Origin of the sequence: Streptomyces sp. NPDC015220, assembly GCF_043079345.1 — a bacterium.
Classification (GTDB): Bacteria; Actinomycetota; Actinomycetes; order Streptomycetales; family Streptomycetaceae; genus Streptomyces.
Genome location: NZ_JBIBUK010000003.1, coordinates 376895 through 395958 on the forward strand (window position 1 = coordinate 376895; position 19064 = coordinate 395958).

General features: G+C 70.6%; 18 protein-coding genes and 1 tRNA gene. 7 read left to right on the top strand and 12 right to left on the bottom strand.

Annotated features, from left to right (window positions below):
- Positions 1-98: 98 nt before the first annotated feature.
- The 3 genes from ACF061_RS10795 to ACF061_RS10805 all read left to right on the top strand — a co-directional run bounded on the left by ACF061_RS10795 (position 99) and on the right by ACF061_RS10805 (position 2416).
- Positions 99-944, top strand: a complete 846-nt coding sequence (locus ACF061_RS10795; RefSeq protein WP_392266487.1) for an LLM class flavin-dependent oxidoreductase — start codon at positions 99-101, stop codon at positions 942-944.
- 118 nt (positions 945-1062) lie between these two features.
- Complete coding sequence (locus tag ACF061_RS10800) at positions 1063-1656, top strand: RNA polymerase sigma factor (protein WP_392266488.1); 594 nt, start codon at positions 1063-1065, stop codon at positions 1654-1656.
- Entirely contained in the window at positions 1646-2416 is a 771-nt protein-coding gene (locus ACF061_RS10805; protein WP_392266489.1) for a hypothetical protein, read from the top strand. Before ACF061_RS10800 ends, ACF061_RS10805 begins: the two co-directional genes overlap by 11 nt.
- 216 nt (positions 2417-2632) lie before the next feature.
- On the opposite strand, the gene ACF061_RS10810 is transcribed toward ACF061_RS10805, so the two are convergent.
- The 8 genes from ACF061_RS10810 to ACF061_RS10845 all read right to left on the bottom strand — a co-directional run bounded on the left by ACF061_RS10810 (position 2633) and on the right by ACF061_RS10845 (position 10193).
- The gene (locus ACF061_RS10810) at positions 2633-4609 is read right to left on the bottom strand and encodes an ABC transporter ATP-binding protein (protein WP_392266490.1); all 1977 of its coding nucleotides are present in this window, start codon (positions 4607-4609) and stop codon (positions 2633-2635) included.
- Between the two features lie 73 nt (positions 4610-4682).
- Complete coding sequence (locus ACF061_RS10815; RefSeq protein WP_392266491.1) at positions 4683-4880, bottom strand: hypothetical protein; 198 nt, start codon at positions 4878-4880, stop codon at positions 4683-4685.
- 248 nt (positions 4881-5128) lie between these two features.
- Positions 5129-5506, bottom strand: a complete 378-nt coding sequence (locus ACF061_RS10820; protein WP_392266492.1) for a hypothetical protein — start codon at positions 5504-5506, stop codon at positions 5129-5131.
- A gap of 195 nt (positions 5507-5701) precedes the next feature.
- Positions 5702-6064: a peptidoglycan-binding protein gene (locus ACF061_RS10825; RefSeq protein ID WP_392266493.1), complete on the bottom strand. Its 363-nt coding sequence runs from the start codon at positions 6062-6064 to the stop codon at positions 5702-5704.
- Positions 6065-6293: 229 nt separating this feature from the next.
- Positions 6294-7658 carry an alkaline phosphatase gene (locus ACF061_RS10830; RefSeq protein ID WP_392266494.1) on the bottom strand — a complete coding sequence of 455 codons (1365 nt, stop codon included), beginning with the start codon at positions 7656-7658 and terminating at the stop codon, positions 6294-6296.
- A 284-nt stretch (positions 7659-7942) separates the two neighbouring features.
- Positions 7943-8908 carry a hypothetical protein gene (locus ACF061_RS10835; RefSeq protein WP_392266495.1) on the bottom strand — a complete coding sequence of 322 codons (966 nt, stop codon included), beginning with the start codon at positions 8906-8908 and terminating at the stop codon, positions 7943-7945.
- Between the two features lie 273 nt (positions 8909-9181).
- Positions 9182-9322, bottom strand: coding sequence for a DUF397 domain-containing protein (locus ACF061_RS10840; protein WP_392266496.1), 141 nt, complete (start codon positions 9320-9322; stop codon positions 9182-9184).
- Positions 9276-10193, bottom strand: coding sequence for a helix-turn-helix domain-containing protein (locus ACF061_RS10845; RefSeq protein ID WP_392266638.1), 918 nt, complete (start codon positions 10191-10193; stop codon positions 9276-9278). Before ACF061_RS10845 ends, ACF061_RS10840 begins: the two co-directional genes overlap by 47 nt.
- 177 nt (positions 10194-10370) lie before the next feature.
- Here ACF061_RS10845 and ACF061_RS10850 point away from each other — a divergent pair, with 177 nt between their 5' ends.
- The 3 genes from ACF061_RS10850 to ACF061_RS10860 all read left to right on the top strand — a co-directional run bounded on the left by ACF061_RS10850 (position 10371) and on the right by ACF061_RS10860 (position 12798).
- Positions 10371-10865 carry an ATP-binding protein gene (locus ACF061_RS10850; protein WP_392266497.1) on the top strand — a complete coding sequence of 165 codons (495 nt, stop codon included), beginning with the start codon at positions 10371-10373 and terminating at the stop codon, positions 10863-10865.
- Between the two features lie 47 nt (positions 10866-10912).
- Positions 10913-12184, top strand: coding sequence for an alpha/beta hydrolase (locus tag ACF061_RS10855; RefSeq protein WP_392266498.1), 1272 nt, complete (start codon positions 10913-10915; stop codon positions 12182-12184).
- Between the two features lie 110 nt (positions 12185-12294).
- Positions 12295-12798 carry a hypothetical protein gene (locus ACF061_RS10860; RefSeq protein WP_392266499.1) on the top strand — a complete coding sequence of 168 codons (504 nt, stop codon included), beginning with the start codon at positions 12295-12297 and terminating at the stop codon, positions 12796-12798.
- A 558-nt stretch (positions 12799-13356) separates the two neighbouring features.
- Here ACF061_RS10860 and ACF061_RS10865 read toward each other — a convergent pair.
- The 3 genes from ACF061_RS10865 to ACF061_RS10875 all read right to left on the bottom strand — a co-directional run bounded on the left by ACF061_RS10865 (position 13357) and on the right by ACF061_RS10875 (position 15673).
- Positions 13357-13430: transfer RNA gene (locus ACF061_RS10865), tRNA-Pro, on the bottom strand.
- A 33-nt stretch (positions 13431-13463) separates the two neighbouring features.
- Complete coding sequence (locus tag ACF061_RS10870; RefSeq protein ID WP_392266500.1) at positions 13464-14432, bottom strand: Pr6Pr family membrane protein; 969 nt, start codon at positions 14430-14432, stop codon at positions 13464-13466.
- A 314-nt stretch (positions 14433-14746) separates the two neighbouring features.
- The gene (locus tag ACF061_RS10875) at positions 14747-15673 is read right to left on the bottom strand and encodes a metallophosphoesterase (protein ID WP_392266501.1); all 927 of its coding nucleotides are present in this window, start codon (positions 15671-15673) and stop codon (positions 14747-14749) included.
- A gap of 101 nt (positions 15674-15774) precedes the next feature.
- Here ACF061_RS10875 and ACF061_RS10880 point away from each other — a divergent pair, with 101 nt between their 5' ends.
- Positions 15775-16239: a GatB/YqeY domain-containing protein gene (locus tag ACF061_RS10880; RefSeq protein WP_392266502.1), complete on the top strand. Its 465-nt coding sequence runs from the start codon at positions 15775-15777 to the stop codon at positions 16237-16239.
- A gap of 257 nt (positions 16240-16496) precedes the next feature.
- On the opposite strand, the gene ACF061_RS10885 is transcribed toward ACF061_RS10880, so the two are convergent.
- Entirely contained in the window at positions 16497-18809 is a 2313-nt protein-coding gene (locus tag ACF061_RS10885) for a transglycosylase domain-containing protein (protein WP_392266503.1), read from the bottom strand.
- Positions 18810-19064: the final 255 nt, after the last annotated feature.

Sequence of the window (19064 nt, forward strand, 5' to 3'; positions counted from 1 at the left end):
AAGTACGCCGCAGAGCGGGAGCGTCCCACCTCGCCGAGGTGCCGGAGGGGCGGCAGCGGTATTCAGCGACCCTTCCTCTCCCTCCACGGAGGCTCTTCATGAACGTAGGCATCGGCCTGCCCGTCGGCGACCCGGCCACCCTGCTCACCTGGGCCCGGCGCGCCGAGGCCGGCCCCTTCACCACCCTCGGTCTGCTCGACCGGCTCGTGTACGACAACCCCGAACCGCTGGTCGCCCTCGCCGTCCTGGCCGGCGCCACCTCCCGGATCCGCGTCCAGACCGAGGTGCTCCTCGCCCCGCTGCGCGACACCCCCCTGCTCGCCAAGCAGGCGGCCACCCTGGACCGGATGACCGGCGGCCGGCTGGTCCTCGGTCTGGGCATCGGCGGCCGGGAGGACGACCACTGGGCCGCGGGCACCGACATCCGCACCCGGGGCCGCCGCATGGACGAGCAGATGGCGGTGCTGCGCCGTCTGTGGTCCGGCGAACCCTACGGCGACGGCGTGGGTCCCATCGGCCCGCTCGCCGCCCGCCCCGGCGGCCCCGAGGTGCTGTTCGGCGGCTTCAGGCCCGCCGCCCTGGAGCGCGTGGCCCGCTGGGGCGACGGCTTCCTCGCCGCCGCACCGCCGTCCTGGGCGGGCGGCCTCTTCGACACCGTCCGCGAGCAGTGGAAGGAGTACGGCCGCCCGGGCGCGCCGCGCATCGTCGCACAGGTGAACGTGGCGCTGGGGCCGCGGCAGGTGGTCGACGACGCCCGGTCCGCCATGCACGCGTACTACGCCTTCACCGGCACGCCCGACCGCATGGTCTCCGGCATGCTCACCACCCCGAAGGCGATCCGCGAGGCCCTCACCGCCTACGGCGACCTGGGCGCCGACGAGGTCATGCTGTACTGCTACGGCCTCGACCCCGACCAGGTCGACCGCCTGGCCGACGTGCTGTGACGTCGTGAGACGTGCTGTGACGCGGTGAGCCGGGGACTCGTGCCCGGAGCACAATCGGAGTGTGGGACTCCGTACCACTCGGGCAATCCCGGGGCGTAGGCGGCACGTATACACGGACATGTCGAGGTTCCGGTTCCCCGTGGGCCGTCTCCCGGACGAGGCACTGCTGTCCGGGCTGGCCACCGGTGATCCGGAACTCTCGGTCAGTTTCGTACGAAGGTTCCAGCACCGGGTCTTCGGCGTCGCCATCGCCGTCACCGGGGACCCTCAGCTCGCGGAGGACATCGCCCAGCAGACGTTCGAGCGGGCGTGGCAGCACGCGCAGATCTACGACTCGCGGCGCGGGTCGGTCACGACCTGGCTGACCACCATCGCCCACAACCTGGCCATCGACGCGGTCCGCTCACGGCGGCCGGAGCCGTTGGCGCCCGAGGACCTGGACGCGGTCCTGGGCGCCGTCACCGAGACCCCCGAGCAGCACGCGCTGGCCGACGAGGCCTCGACCCGGCTGCGGGGAGCCGTGGCCCAGCTTCCGCCCGAGCAGGGCCGTGCCCTGGTGATGGCCGGCATCTACGGCATGACCGCCCAGCAGATCGCCGACCGGGAGCAGATCCCGCTGGGCACCGCCAAGACGCGGATCCGGGCCGCGATGGGAAAGCTCCGGACCGCGCTGGCGTCCGATCGGCGAGGCGGCGACGACCATGGCCAGTGACGTGACCTGCGAGAAGCTGCGCGAGATCGGTGCCGAACTCGCTCTCGACGTGCTGCCGGGCCGCGAGCGGGCCGGTGCCGTCGCGCACCTGGAACAGTGTGCGGACTGCCGCGAGCGCATCCGGCAGCTCACCGAGGTCGGCGACCGGCTGGTCGGCCTGCTGCCGGGCAGCGAGCCACCGGTCGGGTTCGAGACCCGGGTGGCGCAGACGCTGACCCGGGGCGCGGCGGGTGCGGCGGACGAGGGACGTCTGACCGCACGCATCACCGGCCGCGCGCACGCGGCCTCGCGGCGCAGGCGCGTGCGGCCGCGGATCGCCGCCGCCGCCACCGCGCTGGCCCTGGCCGTCGGATTCGGCGGCTGGTCGGTGGGCACGGCGATCGAGGACACCCTGGCCTCTCCCTCTCCCCCCGCCACGAACCAGGCGACGAGCCTGCTGTGGGGCGGGCTGATGTCCGCCCGCGGGCAGACCGGCAAGGAGGTCGGCGAGGTCTACGCCGATCCCGGTCACCCGGGCTGGGTCTTCATGACCGTCGACCTCGCCGGTACGGGCGCCTCCTACAACGGCGAGGTCACCTGTCTGCTGGTGCGCCGGGACGGCAGCACGTCCCGGGTCGGGACCTTCAGTCTGCGCGACGGCGCGGGTTCGTGGGGCGCCGTGACCCAGTCCGACCGTTCGACGCTCGCCGGCGCCCGGCTGACGGCACCGGACGGCACCGTGCTGGCCACCACCCGCTTCGGCACGGGCGCGGAGTCGTAGCGATCCCGCAGCCGGGCCCCGACCGCCTACCCGGGACCGACGGCGCATCGGCGCCGTCCGGCGGTCCGGCGGCGCGGTCCGGGCGCACCGGCACCATCCGGCGGCACATGGCACCGTCCGGCGGCGCGGCGGCGCGGCGGCGTGGCGGCTCGGTGGCACCGGCCGGTCGTGCGGCGGCACCGTCCGGCGGCGCGGCGGCACCGGACTGGGCGCCGGTCATGGCAGTGCTGGTCGAGTTCCGTCCGTCGCGGGGCCGGCCGGTGCGTGCAGCCGGTGCAGCCGGGCGTACGTCCCGTCGCGCGGGAACAGTTCGTCGTGGGAGCCCGACTCCACCACCCGGCCGTGGTCGAGCACCACGATCCGGGTGGCGTCGCGGACGGTGAGCAGGTTGTGCGAGATGACGATGGTCGTCCGCCCCGCCATGAGACGGCGCAGCGGGTCCAGGATCCGCCGCCCGGACTGGGCGTCGAGGCCGGTGGTGGGCTCGTCCAGGAGCAGTACGGGCGCGTTCCTGACCATCGCGCGGGCGATCGCCAACCGCTGGCGCTGGCCGCCGGACAGCGTCCGGCCGCGCTGGCCGACCACCGTGTCGTACCCCTGCGGCAGCAGCCGGATGAACTCGTCGGCGTCCGCCGCGCGCGCCGCCGCCACGATCTCGGCCTCCGTCGCACCGGGCCGGCCGTAGGCGATGTTCTCGCGCACCGTCCCGTGCAGGACGAGCGTCTCCTGGAGGACCACCGCGACACTCTCGCGCACGTCCGTCAGGTCCAGGAGCCGCAGATCGGTCCCGTCGAGGCGGACGGCGCCGCGCTCGGGGTCGTAGAAGCGCAGTTGCAGCTTCGCCACCGTGGACTTCCCGGCTCCGCTGGCGCCGACCAGGGCCAGCGTCTCACCGGGACAGACGTGGAAGGACACGTCGGACAGCGCCCAGCGCGTCGTGCTCGGTGGTGCGCTCGACGACGTACCGCCCGACGTACCGGAGGCCGCGCTCCTTGAGGTAGCGGACGACGCACCGGCCGACGCGGACGACGCGCGCCCCGACGTATCGGACGACGCACCTCTCGGCGTGCCCGCGCGGTCGTCTCCCGGGTCCGGGTAGCGGAAGAAGACCCCGTCGAACTCGATCTCGCCGCGCGCCCGGCCGGTCCGCCGGGGATGGGGGGACTCGACGACCTGGGGCCGCTGGTCGAGCAGTTCGGCGATCCGCTCCGCGGAGGCGGAGGCGGCGTAGAAGGTGGTGCCGAGGCGGGACAGGTCGCGGACCGGACCGTAGAGCCTGCCGATCAGCGCGAGGAAGACCAGCAGGCCGCCCAGGCTGAGCTGGCCCTGCGCCAGTTTCCAGGTGCCCAGGCCCATGACGGCGAGACCGCCGGAGACCTCGATCAGTTCGACGAGCGGTCGGTAGACGGCCCTGATACGGGTGGCGGCCATCGCGGCGTGGAACTTGCCGAGGTTCTCCCGCTCGAAGCGGTCCTGCTCCCAGCCCTGCCGGTTGTACGCCTGTACGAGCGCCACGTTGCCCAGCGACTCCTCGGCGACCGCGGTGAGCGAACCGCTGCGGCGCCTGCGTTCCCGCGAGGCGTCCTTGATCAGCCGGGAGAAGTGCCGGGCGGCGCTCCAGAACAGCGGCACGATGACGAGCGCGAGGAGGGTCAGGTCCCAGCGCAGGTAGAAGAGCAGCCCGAGGAAGACGCCCAGTTGGATCACGTAGTAGAGGACCTGCGCCACACCGGACAGCAGGAACGTCTCCACGGCGTCCACGTCACCGGTGACCCGCGACAGCACGTCCCCGAGCCGCCGCCGCTCGAAGAACCCGAGCGAGAGCCCCTGGAGGTGCCGGAAGACGTCGGCGCGCAGCGACAGCAGGAACCGCTCGCTGACGTAGGCCGACGTCATGTCGTCGGCGAAGCCCAGCACCCCCGTCACGACGACGAGCCCGACGAAGGCCGGGGCGATCCAGAGGAAGGGCGTCAGATCCCTGGGCACGAGCACGTCGTCCACCACGGCCTTGAACAGCCACAGCTCCGCTCCGTCGGCGAGCGGGCCCAGCACACTGAACACGGCGAGCGGAACGAGCCACCTCCGTCGCCCGCGGGTGTAGGGCCAGAACCGCCGGAACACCGCGCGCGGGGACAGCGCCGGAGCGGCCGCCACGACGGCGTCCGGCCCCTGGTCCCCGGCCACGGCCGTCAACCGCCGCAGCACATGGCGGCGGAGCGGACCGGCTCTCTCGTCCGCCGGTCCGCTCGGCCCCTTCGGTCCGGTGTCAGTAGCCGTAGCCGAACTCGTCGTCCTCGTCGTCCCAGTCACGACCGTGCCGCGAGAAGTCGTCGTGTCCGTGATCGCCGTGGTCACCGTGACCGCCATGGTCACCGTGCCCGCCGTGGTCACCGTGGCCGCCGTGACCGCCATGGTCACCGTGGTCACCGTGCATGGTGGGGAAGAGATCCTTGAAGATCGCCATGGGCTTCCTCCTGCTTGCCTCCTGCCGGGGACATGCCTCGGAAGTGGATCCGTGGACATGCCTCGTGACTGGATACGGAGCGGGAGGGAAGAAGGATGGGACTTTTCAGGAAAAATCTAAAAATACACTCCGAAATTGCCGGCCTACCAGCGAGGTGTGCCGGGCTCGGCCCGCCGGCGGTGGCCCACAGCCTGCGGCCCACCGCCTGCGGTCGGCCGGCCCGGCCCCGCCGGTCCCGGCTCGCCGACTCACTGATCCGAGTATCCGATGTCCCCGATGGTCCAGGCGCTCACGTCCTTGAGCGCGACTCGGTACATGCCGCCCGTGTCCGGGATGCCGAAGCTGCCCTGGAGGATGCGGGCGACGTGGAAGTGGAGGTGGGTGGGCGGGTCTGCCGGCAGCGGGGGCTTCCCGCCGTCGTCGGGCCGGATGAACGCGGCCGTGAAGTGCTTGAGGTCCGCGGAGTCCCTCAGGACTTCTGCCACGCGCTGCTTCCACATGGCTTCGGGGGCCAGCCGTCCGGTGATGACGGCTCCGGGGACCACCACGGTCAGGGACATCCGACTGCTGTGCTGCGACTCGACCATCGCGGCGATGCCGACGAGCAGTTCGTCAGGGTACGACATGCCTGCCGAGCGTAGCCGCGCTCGGCGCGCGGCGCAGCGAAGAGGGCGCCTGGGGCACGATCCCGGCCTACGATCGGCCGCGTCCGGCGGCCAGTGCGCTTGCTTGGTCAGCCCCTGCACTTGCCTGATCGGCCCCTGTGCTCGCCTGCTCGACCCGCGCGCTTGCTCGGCCGCTCGTCCGGACGGCCGGTCCGCTCAGCCCGGATAAGGGTCGTAGCAGTCCGGGGCCGGGTGGTAGAGGACCTGCCAGGTGCGGCCCTCGATGACACCGCTGCGCGGCAGGCCGTGGCAGCCCTGGATCCACTCGATCTTCTTCTGCATGACGGAGCCGAAGACGCCGTCGACGGGCAGCTTGGGCGGCCGGCCTCCCCATCTGTTGCTCAGGCACTGTGCCTGCTTGACCGCGGCGGCCGTGTCGCCGTACGCGAGCACGGGGCGTTGGGCCGACGCCGTGTAGGAACAGCTCTCGGCGGCCGACGCGGGACGCGGAGCCGCGACGACCAGCGCCGCGGGTGCGCACACCACCGCCACCAGGGTGAACAGTCCGCGCTGTCGCATGCCGCTCCTTCCGGTCCGGCCCGCCTTCCCGCGGGGCCCGACGTCCGGGGCGATGTACACCCCCATGATGGCCGGGCCCGGCAACGAGCGCGAGTCGCGGACCGCACGCGTGAGGGCGTGCCGAGGAGGGTGCCGCCCTGCCCGGCGGCGCCCTCCCGAGTGGCGGCGGGAGCGGGGATGTGACGACGACGCCTCCCCGCCCCCTCCTCTCCTCCTGTCACCTACGCGCTCACCGCAGGCGCAGTGCCTCGCGGACGGTGGTGAACAGGTCGGTCTGGTTGGTCACGCCGAGGACGCGGTACGCCTGCGGGCCCTGGGCGGCGATGCGGACCTGGGTGCCGGTGTGCTCCTGCGACTGGCCCGGGGTGTTGGTCGAGTAGTTCACCTTGAGCTGCTGGCCCTCGTCGGTGACGAGCGTGGAGGACAGGCCGGGGGGAGTGGCCTCCAGCGGGACGATCTGGCTGGTGTGGCCGTGGTCGGCGGTGGTGACGACGAGGGTGTCGGGGTGCTCGGCCGCGTAGGCGCGGGCGACCTTCACCGCGCGGTCGAAGGCCGCGGTCTCGCCGATCTGGCCGCACGGGTCGGCGGCGTGGTCCTGCTTGTCGATCGAGGCGCCCTCGATCTGGAGGAAGAAGCCCTGCTTGGAGTGGCTCGCCTTCTGCTTCGCCTCCAGCAGCCGGATCGCCTTCGTGGCCGAGTCCGCCAGGCTCGGGGTCGTCGACGGGCGGCTCGGGTTGGAGGTGGTGCACCGCTGCGGGTCCGTGCCGCCGACGGCGGCCGGCTTGCCGGTCCACTCGGTGGGCACGTTGCCCGAGGCGAACAGACCCAGGACCGGCTTGCCCGACTTGACGCCGTTCAGGCCCGAGTTGTCGGTGACGACCTGGTAACCGAGCTTCCGCGCCTGCTCGGTGACGGTGAGGCCCTTGTACTTGCCGTCGGTGATCTTCTGGTCGAACCGCTGCTTGCCGCCGCCGAGGAGGACGTCGACCTTGTGGTTGACGGACTGCTCGGCGATGGAGCCGGGGCCGCCGGCCGCGATCGTGTCGGTGGGGCACTTGGCCATGTCGGCCGGGCCCTGGCAGGAGCGGTCGGTGACGTGGGAGGCGAGGACGGCCGGGGTCGCGTCCGTGAGTTCGGCCGTCGTGACGCTGCCGGTGGCGTAGCCGTTCTTCTGGGCCAGTTCCAGCAGGGTGGGGACGGCCTTGTCGGTGCCCGGGGTCTTCGAGATGCGGCCGTTGACCGTCTTCACACCGGTGGCCCAGCCGGTACCGCTGGCGGCGGAGTCGGTGACGTAGTCCGGGGTGCCGTCGGCGTGGACCGCGTACGTGGTGTACGCGCCGGTCAGCGGGAACTTGTCCATGTTCAGGCGGCCGTTGGCGCCGACCGTGTAGTCGCGGGCGAGAGTGATCTCCGAGTCGCCCATGCCGTCGCCGATGAGCAGGATGACGTTCTTCGCCTTCCCACCCTGGATCGCGTGCTTGGCCTGCTCCTTGCTGTCGAAGGCGCCGGCTGCGGTGGTGACCGCCAGGGCGGCCGTGGTGGCGGCGACCAGCGCGGTGGCGATCGTGAGGTGGCGGCGGGTGGGTCTGGGCATGAAGAGGACTCCTCGGAGCGTCCGGTTTCCCGCACAGGCTTGCGGGTACCAACGCGGGCCACATCACCAGCCGTTCACAAAGCGGAGGTGAACGGCTGGTCGATCTGGTGCATCCAGCACATGGCACACCCGGGCGCCCTCACCGGCCGGGCCCGGGCCCTCACGGGCCGGGTCCGGGCCCTCACGGGCCGGGTCCGAGCCCCCACCGGCCGGGCCGGTCCCCCACGGGCCGACCGCCCACCCGGCCCGTACTCAGCAGGCCCCGGATTCAATCGGCCCCGTGCTCACCCGGCCGCGCGGAGACGGTTCGCGGACCGGCAGTCCCGGCAGCGGCCGGGCTCTGGTGCCCGGAACGCCCGCTCGCAGCCGTCGCAGGTCTGGAAGGGCAGGACGACTGGGAACACTGGGACCGCTGGGGCGGCCGAGGCGGCCGGGACGGTCGAGACCCCCGGGAGACGTTCCCCGGGCGGGGCGAGCGAGGGCGGAGCGGGCAGCGGCGTCTCCCGCAGGCGGAAGGCGAGGATCCCCGCGGGACGAGCGAGGAAGCGGTCGGGCAGCCGCGCGGTCAGCAGCTCGGTGATCTGGTGGGCCCCGACGCCCGCCGCGAGCCACTGGGCGACGGCCGGTGCAAGGCGGGCGGCCTCCCGCTCGGACAGGACCAGACGCGGATCGACCCGGCGCAGCGCGGTGAGCACGGCGACCGCCCGTGGGTCGGCGTCGGCGAGCCGGGACGGGGCCGCCGCTCCCTCGCCCGGTGCCGGCGCGGGCACCGCTGCTTCCGTGACCGCGGAAGGGGGCGTGACCTGCGCGACGGCGGACTGCCGCCGCGAACGCCCGGGCTTCGGCGGCCGGGGCGGCCGGGACGGACGGGGCGGCTGGGGCGGGTGATCGTCCTGGCCGCCGCCGGGGACGTCGTAGAAGTACGTCCGCGTACGCACGTGCCCACCGGGACCGCGCTCGCGGCGGCGCTCCAGATAGCCGAGCCGCTCCAGCTCCCTCAGGGCCCGCGAGATGAGGATCTCGCCCTCGGTGAAGTGCTCGCACAGGGCGTTGATCGTGACGGGGGAGCCGTCGGGCAGGGACGCGATGTAGACCGCCACGCCGATCGTGACCGCGCTGCCGCGGTGCCGTGCGAGGGCGTTGGAGAGCACGGTGAAGTCGGCCGTGAGGCGGGTGCGTACATGGATCACGCCGGAGGTCGGAGTTCCGGCGTCGGCGCGCGGGCGCGCGTTAGACTGCGGGTCAGCCATCGGGAAGGCGTTCACTTCCTGATCGGTCAGGCCCTCGATCGGGATTGCCGTCCCGGCCGGGGGCCGTCGTCTGTCTTCGGTTGTCGCGGCGAACGTAACCGTCCGTATCCCGCCTCCGCAAGCCGGTCACCCGGACGGGTGACGTGCGACGGGAGGGTGGGTGGGCGGGTAGTTCTTGTCCCGGTTCTTCAAGGAGGTCAGCGGCCCACCGGACCCTCGCGGACAAGGATCCGGCGCACCCGGAGGACGGCCGCCGACCAGGGCCCGGCCGACTCAGACGCGGTGGGCGCCGGTCTTCAACTCGCCTATGAAGACCGCCCAGGAGGCGGCTTCGAAGCAGAGCGCAGGACCGGCCGGGGTCTTGCTGTCACGGACGGGGACGCCGGTCCCTTGGAACCCGTCGGCCACCTCCACGCAGTCGCCCCCCGCCTGATTGCTGTAGCTGCTCTTGCGCCAAGCGACGCCGTTCAAAGGGGGACGGGAGATTCGAGCCACGGTAGTTGCCCTCCATCGTGGACCGGATCATGTCGAGTGACATGAGCGGGGGCAGGGCTGCCGCCCGCAGCCGATCGTAAATCACCTTGTAGCGACTGACGTTGGCCGGTTCCTCGATGAGTTGGCCGTAGTCCGAACCCTCTGTGTAGGCCATTTCTGAGCCGTCCGGCAGAGTCAGGACCGTCAGTGAGCCGCCCATGGCCTCGTGTCCGCCTTGATCGAACGGCAAAACCTGCACGGTGATGTGGCGTTCTGCTGCGGCGTCAAGAAGTCGCGCCAACTGCTTACGCATTACGGCACCGCCACCGATCGGACGCCTCAGAACCGCCTCATCCAGGATCACCCACAACTCCGGCAGACCGGGCGAACTCAGCCGTTCCTGCCGACCCATTCGGGCTGCGACGCGCTCCTCCAACTGCTCCTCGCCGACCAACAGAGCGTCCAGGCTCAGAACAGCCCGTGCGTAATCCTCTGTCTGCAAGAGACCCGGCACCACATGAGCGGCGTATTGCCTGATGGCCACCGCCCGCTCCGAGTGGGCCATGAACGCCCGCGACCAGTCCGGGAACGCCTCCCGGTACACATACGGCCACAGCTCGACCAACAGGTTGTCCGCCCGCAGCGCCACGTCCAGCGCACGCGCCAGCTCCAACGTCGGCTTCGCCCCCGACGCGCGCTCGATCTGAGTGATCCGGGTGCTCACCACGTGCACCAAGCAGCCGAGTTCGGCCTGGGTCAGCCCGGCCGCCGTACGGAGTCTGCGTACCCGGGCACCGAACAGGGCCGCCATCGACTCCCCGGGATCAATTTCCTTGGCCAAGGCGTTACTTCCGTTCCTTACGTGCTGAGAGGTAATGCCATGTCACCTTCCGAGCGTAGGACCGGCGGACGACTCTTGAGTGCGGAAAGTGACGACTCGCGCACACTGCGGGACGTCCACGGAACGACAGGCAAGGACGGACACGCTGTGCCGACAGGAACGACCACCGCGAGCGACGGGCCGCGACGGAGCACCGAACCACCGGTGGCAGCGGACATCCCCCAAGCGCCCTCCCTCACCGCCCAGTTCGCATCGACCCCTCGCGGTGTGCGGCTCGCGCGACGCCTCGCGGAGCGGTCCATGGGCGAATGGGGGTACCCGCCGGCGTCGGACACGTCGGGCGCCGTCGCGTTGATCGTCGGCGAGCTCGCGGCGAACGCGGTGCGGCACGGCCGGGTCCCGGGCCGCGACTTCGGCCTACGGATCCGCCTCGACCCGGCGGCCGGCGTCGTCCGGATCGAGGTCGCCGACGCCACCGCCGAACAGCCCCCAGCCGTCCCGCCCTCGTCATCCCCGGACGAGGAGTCCGGCCGCGGCCTCCTCCTGGTTGACACACTGGCCGACCGCTGGGGCTCGGCCTCCCGCCACCCCGTGGGCAAAACGGTCTGGGCAGAGGTATCAACCCACCCCCCAACCGACTGACCCGAGCAGACGGGCCGCGACCCCCGAACCCCCAAACCCCCAAATCCTTGAAGGCCGCACCGGGGCTGACCGTTGACACCAAGACGTGGACGGACGTGGCCGCCGACGCCGACGCGGTGAGCTCGGCCGCGGGTGAGTACATCAAGAAGCACATTCCGCTGGACAAGTCGCCCGCCGAGTGCAAGGAGTGGTGGGACAGCCTCAGCGATGAGCAGCGCGACGAGTACAAGCGGGCCTTTCCGGAGATTATCGGCAACCTGGACGGCATTCCGTCCGATGTCCGGGACGAGGTCAACCGCGAGAACCTGGACATTCTGATCGGTAAGCTCTCCGGTGAGCACGGCGAAAGAGCCAAGACTCAGCTGGACGCTCTCAAGAGCATTCAGCAGCAACTGCAGGACAACGCCGCGAAGCCACTGGTGGATCCCAAAGAGCCGCCCATGTACCTGTTGGGGGTCAGCGACGAGGGTCTCGGTCGTGCCATCGTCGCGTTCGGGAACCCCGACAAGTCGAAGAACGTGTCGGCGTATGTTCCCGGACTCGGTACCGCCCTGGACGCCGGCTTCGCGGGGGGCGATGTGAAGCGCGCTTACGACACCGCGGTCGACGCCCGGAACATCGATCCGTCCAGCGCATCCATCGTGTGGCTGGGCTACGACCCACCGCAGCTCGACGCCCCCCTTGACCCCGTCACCTTGGTGTCCGACACGGATGTCATGTCCGCACATGACGCGGAGAAGGGCGCACCGGCGTACAACTCGTTCATGGGCGGAATCGCCGCGACGAATGATCACAAGGACCTGCACCTGGTCGCGATCGGGCACTCCTACGGTTCTCGCCTCGTGGGCGCGGCAACGCAGGAGCCAGGGGGAATCCCCGGAGCCGATGACATCATCCTTGTCGGGAGCCCCGGCACCGGCGTCAACCACGCGGCAGATCTTGGGGTCGGAAAGGACCATGTGTTCGTGGGCGCGGCCGAGAACGACCCCGTCAGCCACCTGCCGTCAAAGAAGGAGGCCGTGGCCGGCACCGTCGGCTTCTTCGGCGGCGGCCCGGCCGGTGCGTACCTCTTTGGGGACCTTGCGGACCAGGGCGATGATGACCTCTGGTTCGGCAAGGACCCGGCCAGCGAGGCGTTTGGTGCCAGACGCTTCAAGGTGTTGGACGGTCCGATGCCGGTGGTCGACGGGCAGGGGCTGACTCCGGCGCACTCCAACTACTTCAACCCGGCCAGGGACAAAGACCCTGTATCTGCTGCGAACATCGCGGCCATCGTCGCGGACCGTCCTGACCTCGTGATCTGGGACAAATACCGATGAAGACTCGTGTTGTAGCCCTCGCGGCGTCAATCCTCATCCTTTCCGGTTGTGGCCTCATCGGGGGCAGTGGAAGCGAAGGCGGGAAGTCTGGCGCGCCGAAGGAGACGAACATGAACATGCAGGAAGCGGCCGATCACGCAGAGGGGCTAATCGACGCGACCCTCAAGGCGATCAACCCGTCGGTCGAGGTCATGCGGGGGCCATCCAGTGACTCCAACTGCACCGACTTCAAGAACGACGGCACCGGTACCGGGTCGGTCACCCGTCGACGCTACGTGATGACGATCATCTCGGACGAGCGGCGTGGCAGCTTTCTCGGTGTCGTCGAGCGCTACTGGAAGAAGCAGGGTTACAAGATCACATCGGTGCGAAACAGTGTCGACATGCCGGCGATCTTCGCGACCGCGCCAAACGGCTTCGAGGTCAGCGTGGAGTTCGGGTACAAGGGCCAGGCCGGCTTCCAGGTGACCTCACCGTGCGTCGACGAGTCGAAGGTCACCGAGGCGCCCAGGCAGCCCCTTGATCCGAGCTCGCCGGAATCCAAGGGACTCCCCTACGTTCACTCCGACTTCTGGTCTGCGCATACCCCGATCTCCTCAGCCTCGCCGAAGTGATGGCTGCCGAGCCCGGCCATATGTGAGGCAGAAGCCGCGATGAGAAGCTGGGCAGCGGCCACAACAAGCAGATCCAGTCGCGTGTGGCGTCCCGGCGCAGGCCACGTGCTCACGGCAGGATCATCGCTTCCGCGCTGACTGCGACGTGGATGGACTAGGACTTGTCCTAGTTGTTCTGTCTGGGGACGCGTGAGCCAGGTCTCGGCTGAGGGATCTCGAACGGGTGAGGGCCTTCCGGTTCGGTGTGGATTGCGACATCGACACCGACAGGAAGGCCCTCGGGCCTTCGGCACCTGGGTGATGTAGTCCCGGCGCGAGGCGAGACGCATGGAGTGGCCGCCCGTCTGAGCAGCCGCATCGCACTGCGCCGCCCTTCCCTCGTGCGTGGTTCGATGAGGTCCCTGGCGTACCAGGCGCTGCACGCATGGGGGAGCAGTGGGAACCCGACCGGAAGCCGGATTCCGGCGGCGGCTCCCCAATGGCTCTCAAGAGGGCCAGAAAACAGGTCAGGGGCCGACCCGCTCTCGCGGATCAGGCCCCTGACCTGGTACTACGGCGTCGGGGTGGCGGGATTTGAACCCACGACCTCTTCGTCCCGAACGAAGCGCGCTGCCAAGCTGCGCCACACCCCGATGTCACTGCTTGTTGCGGCGACGTCGATTACTTTAGCCCACTGGTGGCCGGAGACGAAATCCGATTGTGCGGCGGTGGCGGCGGACCGGGTTCGGGCGGGTGTGGTCGACGGCGACGAGGAGGAGGGCGAGGGCGTAGGAGGCCAGGCCCAGGAGGAGCGCGTTGCCCAGGACGTGTTTGTAGCCGTGCTGGGCGACGTCCAGGAAGGGGTAGAGGTAGCGGTCTCCCGCGGTCGGGGGCAGGAGTGCTCCGCGGGTCAGGGTGAAGGCCAGGTAGGCCAGGGGGTAGAGCAGCCACGGGGCGGCCTGGCGCAGGTGCAGGCGGTTCGGGGCGGTCAGCAGGAGCCAGTCGAGGAGGGCGGCGGCCGGGACCACGGTGTGGAGGAGGTGGCCGGCCGCCGACTGCCACGTGGGGTGGGTGGCGGGGGCGCCCGTGATCGAGAACGGCGGGGAGGTCTCGGTCAGGAGCAGGTGGTGGACCAGTGCCGCGATGGTGACGTAGAGCACAGCCGCGCCTGTCAGGGCCGCGGGTACGGGATGCCGGGCGGTCCAGGCCCTGCGCGCCGAGCAGATGAGGACCAGCGCGAGGACGATGTGGCTCTGGATCACGAAGTGGCTCAGGACGCGGAGTGGGGGACCGGTCAACACCTCCACGGTCACCGCACCCGCGGCCGCCGCGGCGACCAGGAGGCGGTACGCGGCTGTCCGGGGGCGGTGTACCGGGGTCACCACCGCCGTCGCGGGGACGACGGAGGAGGGGAACAGCGCGGTGATGCCGGGAATCGCGGGGAGGCCGGGTATGTCCCGGGGAATCGGAGGCGTGGGGGGCGGTGGGGGCGGGGCCGACTGGGCCGGCTGGGCTTCCGGAGGCCCCGTAGATCCCGTTCCCGGCGTGTCCTGCCTGTCCGGCGTGTCCAGAACCTCCGGCGACATGTCGGCCGCAGGGGAGAGCGGGGACATCGGCCCTGGTGGGGGCGTGGGGGGTATCGGGGCGGCGGTCATGCCCTCACGGTAGGAACGGGGGACACAACGGGCGATCCGGGTGGGCCGTGTGGGTTACCGGCGATCCGGGTGAGCCTCGTGGGCCCGGCGGTCCAGGTGGGCTTGTGAGGCGAACGATCCAGGTGAGCTGCGTAGGTTCCCGCCGATGCGGATGAGCCGTGCGAGCTCCCGACGATCCGGACTAGCTGTCTGGGTTCCCGACGGTCCGGGTGGGCCGTTCGAGGTACCGGCGGTCCGGGTGGGCCGTCCGGGGTGGCCCGGACCGTCGGTTCCGACGGCTGCTGTCCGCTCCCGGTCGCCCGGGCCTTCCCGCGCTACTCCTGCCCCACCAGCGTCAGCAGCGTCGCCTCCGGGGGGCAGGCGAAGCGGACCGGGGTGTAGCGGTTGGCGCCGCAGCCGGCCGAGACGTGCAGGTAGGACGTGTGGCCCTCGCAGGTGTGGGTGGACAGGCCCTTCACCCGGTCGGTGTCCAGGTCGCAGTTGGTGACCAGGGCGCCGTAGAAGGGGATGCAGATCTGGCCGCCGTGGGTGTGGCCGGCCAGGATCAGGGGGTAGCGGTCGGCGGTGAAGGCGTCCAGGACGCGCAGGTACGGGGCGTGCACCACGCCCAGGGAGACGTCCGCCGAGCCGGACGGGCCACCGGTCACCTTCGCGTAGCGGTCCCGCTTGATGTGCGGGTCGTCCAGGCCGGTCAGCTCCACCGAGACGCCCTCGATCTTCAGGGTGCCGCGGGTGTTGGTCAGGTTGAGCCAGCCCGCGTCGTCGAAGCCGTCGCGCAGGTCCTCCCAGGGATTGTGGATCACACCGACCGCGGGCGCGTTGCCGTTCAGACCGTGCCGGCCGCTGACCTTCTCCAGCAGGTAGCGGGCGGGGTTGCGCGGCTTGGGGCCGTAGTAGTCGTTGGAGCCGAAGACGTAGGCGCCCGGGAACTCCATCAGCGGGCCGAGCGCGTCCAGGACCTCCGGCACGCCCTCCGGGTCCGAGAGGTTGTCGCCCGTGTTGATCACGAAGTCGGGGCGCAGTCCGGCCAGCGAGCGCAGCCAGCGCTGCTTCTTGCGCTGGCCGCCGACCATGTGGATGTCGGAGACCTGCAGGACGCGCAGGGGGCGCATTCCGGAGGGCAGGGCCGGGACGGTCACCCGGCGCAGACGGAACGAGCGGGCCTCGAAGCCCGCGGAGTAGAGAAGACCGGCGGTCGCGACCGCCGAGATGCCCAGGGGAACTCCGTAACGCGCGCGCATGTGTCCATCGTCTCAGGAGCGTGCCGCGCAGCGGAAATCACCCGTGGGGGGCGCGTAAATGGGCGCGCGACGGCACCGTCGCACCTGCGACAATCAACTCCATGACCACGCTCAAGTCGAAGCTGCAGGAAGACCTCAACGCCGCGATCAAGGAGCGCGACGAGCTCCGCTCCTCGACGCTCCGGCTGACGCTCACCGCGATCACCAAGGAGGAGGTCGCGGGCAAGGAGAAGCGCGAGCTCTCCGACGACGAGGTGCTCAAGGTGATCACCAAGGAGGCCAAGAAGCGCCGCGAGGCGGCCGAGGCCTTCGCCCAGGGTGGTCGCGCGGAGTCCGCCGAGCGGGAGAAGGCGGAGGGCGAGGTGCTCGCCGCCTACCTGCCGAAGCAGCTCTCCGACGACGAGCTGAACACGATCGTCGCCCAGGCCGTCGAGGAGGCCCGGGCGGCCGGTGCCGAGGGCCCGCGGGCCATGGGGGCGGTCATGAAGATCGTGAACCCGAAGGTCGCGGGGCAGGCCGAGGGCGGCCGGGTGGCCGCCGTGGTGAAGAAGCTGCTGGCCGGCTGAGCCCGGACCGGGGCGGGGTTCTCACCCGCTGGTACGGCGAAAGGGGCGCCCGGCTGTTCGCCGGGCACCCCTTTTCCCGTGTTCACGGTCCGAGCTCTGTGGGCCGGTGCCCACGGTCCCAGCCTTGTGGACCGTTGTTCACGGTCCGAGTCCCCGTGGACCGTTGTTCACGCTCCGAGTCCTCGTGGGCCGGTGCCCACGCTCCGAGTCCCTGTGGGCCGGTGTTCGCGGTCCGAGTCCCTGTGGGCCGGGCCGGCTCAGCCGTGCCGGCCTCCGTTGCCGTTCCCGCGCGCTCCGCCGGTCTGGCCCTGCACGAAGCCGCCGGGCAGGGAGAAGGACGGGCGCGGGTTGGCGCCGCCGCCGTTGTGCCCGGTGCCGCCGTTGGTCAGGCCGCCGATGAGCCCTCCGATGAGGCCGGCGTTGTCACCGGTGTTTCCGTTGTGGTCCCCGTTTCCCCTTCCCGTTCCGTTTCCCTGGCCTTTTCCCTGGTCCTTCTCACCGCCGTCCGGGATGTCGATGAGGTTGAAGGACGGGGCCGCCTTGCCTTGCAGGGCGCCGGTCATCGCGTCCCGCCAGATCGGGCCGGGCACGTCGGCGCCGTAGACGAGGTCGTGGTAGACGCCGCCGATGCGGATGTCAGTCATCTTGACCTTCTGGGTGGCGCTGCCCACCCAGACCGCGCCGGACAGGTTCGGGGTGTAGCCGACGAACCAGGCGTTCTTGCGCTCGTCCGTCGTACCCGTCTTACCGGCGTTGTCGCGGTCGGAGAGGCCGGCCTGCCGGCCCGTACCGGAGTCGATCACGCCCTTGAGCAGCGAGTTGACGGTGTCCGCGGTGGTCTGGGACATCGCGCGCGTGCAGGTCGTCTTCGGCACCGCGAGCGACTTCTCCTGGCCGCCGATCTTCTGGGTGATCGACTCGATGGCGACCGGGGTGCAGTACGTGCCGCGGGAGGCGAACGTGGCGTACGCGGAGGCCATCGTCAGCGGGGAGATGCCGACCGCGCCGAGCGCGATGGAGGGCGTCTGGGGCAGCTTCTTGCCGTCACCCTGCACCACGTGCAGCTGGTCGGTCATGTTGACCACCGGGCACAGGCCGATGTCGGAGATCATCTGGATGAAGTAGGTGTTCACCGACTTCGCCATGGCCTCCTTCATGGCGTACGGGCCGTGCTCCTCGGTGCTCTCGTTCTCGACCTCGGCGTGCTCCTCGTTGGTCCAGGCCTTGCCCGAGCAGGCCTGGACCGGGCTCGGGTAGGGCATCTTGTACGGCGACGAGTACTCCTGGGTCGCCGGCTTGCCCTGCTCCAGCGCCGCCGCCGCCACGAACGGCTTGAACGTCGAACCGGTCGGGAAGCCGAAGTTCGAGCCGCCCCGGTCGCTGCCGACCGAGTAGTTGATCTCGGTCTCGTTCTTGCCGTAGCCGTACGGCTTGGACTGGCCCATCGCCAGGATCCTGCCGGTGCCCGGCTCGACCAGCACCGCCGCCGACGCGACCGAGTCCGACTGGTTGATGTGCTGCTTCAGCGAGGCCTGCACCGAGGCCTGGGCCTGCGCGTCCAGCGTCGTGCGGATGGTCAGGCCGCCCTGGTTCCAGGTCTTGGCCCGCTGCGCGCGGGTCTTGCCGAAGACCGGGTCGTTGAGGAAGACCTGCTCGACGTACTTGCAGAAGAAGCTGGAGTCCTTGACCGCGGTGATGCAGCCGTTGCGGGGCTGGGTGATCTTCAGCTCCAGCGGCGTCCTCTTCGCCTTGTCGGCCTCCGCCTGGGAGATGTCGCCGACCTCGGCCATGCGCTGCAGCACGGTGTTGCGCCGCTTGGTGGCCTCCGCCTCGTCGTTGACCGGGTCGTAGCGGCTCGGCGACTGCACGATGCCGGCCAGCAGCGCCGCCTGCGGGAGGCTCAGGTCCTTGGCGTGCTTGGAGAAGTAACGCTGGGAGGCGGCCTCGACGCCGTAGGCCTGCTCACCGAAGAAGGTGATGTTCAGGTAGTTCTCGAGGATCCTCTTCTTGCCCAGGTCCTGCTCGACCTGGATCGCGTACTTCAGTTCCTTGACCTTGCGGCCGAGGGTCTGCTGGGTGGCCTGGGCGACCTTCGTCGGGTCGTCGCCGGCCTCCTCCACGAAGACGTTCTTCACGTACTGCTGGGTGAGGGTGGACGCACCCTGGGCGACCCCGCCGCTCTGCGCGTTCTTGTTGACGGCGCGCAGCACGCCCTTCAGGTCGATCGCGCCGTGCTGGTAGAAGCGCGCGTCCTCGATCGCGACGATCGCCTTCTGCATGTACGGCGAGATGTCCTTCAGCTCCACCACCGTACGGTCACGGGAGTAGACCTGGGCCAGTTGCCGGCCCTGGGCGTCCAGGATCGTGGTGCGCTGACTGAGCGGCGGGCGCTTGAGGTTGGCCGGGATGTCGTCGAACCCTTGGACGGATCCCTTGGCGGCCAGCCCCAGTGCGCCGGCCGCGGGCAGGGCGATGCCGGCCAGGACCGCTCCAGCTAGCACACTGACACCGAGGAACTTGGCGGCCTGCTGCGTTGGCGACAGACCACCGCCCGAGCGCTTCTTTGGCATGGGGGCAGCCTACGTTCTCATTCGCCGGACACGCGTATATGCCTTGGCCTAAGCTGCACTCGACTGTCACAGCGGCACGGCCAAGTATCAATACGTCCGGCGATCACGAAACGTTCCGGGTCCGCTCGGTTTTCTTCCACGGGGCGGCGCCGGTCCGATGCGGGGCCGGTGCCGGGCGTGCGAACGGCGCGGCGGGAGCGGTGCGGGCACGGGATGTGCGTGACCGAATTCGCCTTGTGTGCCACCCGCTGTCCG

What these genes read in the sequence shown, in the direction of transcription:
- ACF061_RS10835 (WP_392266495.1), bottom strand. Translation starts at nt 8,908, where the DNA reads ATGGCTGACCCGCAGTCTAACGCGCGCCCGCGCGCCGACGCCGGAACT.
- ACF061_RS10845 (WP_392266638.1), bottom strand. Translation starts at nt 10,193, where the DNA reads ATGGCGGCCCTGTTCGGTGCCCGGGTACGCAGACTCCGTACGGCGGCC.
- ACF061_RS10815 (WP_392266491.1), bottom strand. Translation starts at nt 4,880, where the DNA reads ATGGCGATCTTCAAGGATCTCTTCCCCACCATGCACGGTGACCACGGT.
- ACF061_RS10875 (WP_392266501.1), bottom strand. Translation starts at nt 15,673, where the DNA reads ATGCGCGCGCGTTACGGAGTTCCCCTGGGCATCTCGGCGGTCGCGACC.
- ACF061_RS10800 (WP_392266488.1), top strand. Translation starts at nt 1,063, where the DNA reads ATGTCGAGGTTCCGGTTCCCCGTGGGCCGTCTCCCGGACGAGGCACTG.
- ACF061_RS10880 (WP_392266502.1), top strand. Translation starts at nt 15,775, where the DNA reads ATGACCACGCTCAAGTCGAAGCTGCAGGAAGACCTCAACGCCGCGATC.
- ACF061_RS10870 (WP_392266500.1), bottom strand. Translation starts at nt 14,432, where the DNA reads ATGACCGCCGCCCCGATACCCCCCACGCCCCCACCAGGGCCGATGTCC.
- ACF061_RS10885 (WP_392266503.1), bottom strand. Translation starts at nt 18,809, where the DNA reads ATGCCAAAGAAGCGCTCGGGCGGTGGTCTGTCGCCAACGCAGCAGGCC.
- ACF061_RS10795 (WP_392266487.1), top strand. Translation starts at nt 99, where the DNA reads ATGAACGTAGGCATCGGCCTGCCCGTCGGCGACCCGGCCACCCTGCTC.
- ACF061_RS10830 (WP_392266494.1), bottom strand. Translation starts at nt 7,658, where the DNA reads ATGCCCAGACCCACCCGCCGCCACCTCACGATCGCCACCGCGCTGGTC.
- ACF061_RS10805 (WP_392266489.1), top strand. Translation starts at nt 1,646, where the DNA reads ATGGCCAGTGACGTGACCTGCGAGAAGCTGCGCGAGATCGGTGCCGAA.
- ACF061_RS10820 (WP_392266492.1), bottom strand. Translation starts at nt 5,506, where the DNA reads ATGTCGTACCCTGACGAACTGCTCGTCGGCATCGCCGCGATGGTCGAG.
- ACF061_RS10825 (WP_392266493.1), bottom strand. Translation starts at nt 6,064, where the DNA reads ATGCGACAGCGCGGACTGTTCACCCTGGTGGCGGTGGTGTGCGCACCC.
- ACF061_RS10860 (WP_392266499.1), top strand. Translation starts at nt 12,295, where the DNA reads ATGAACATGCAGGAAGCGGCCGATCACGCAGAGGGGCTAATCGACGCG.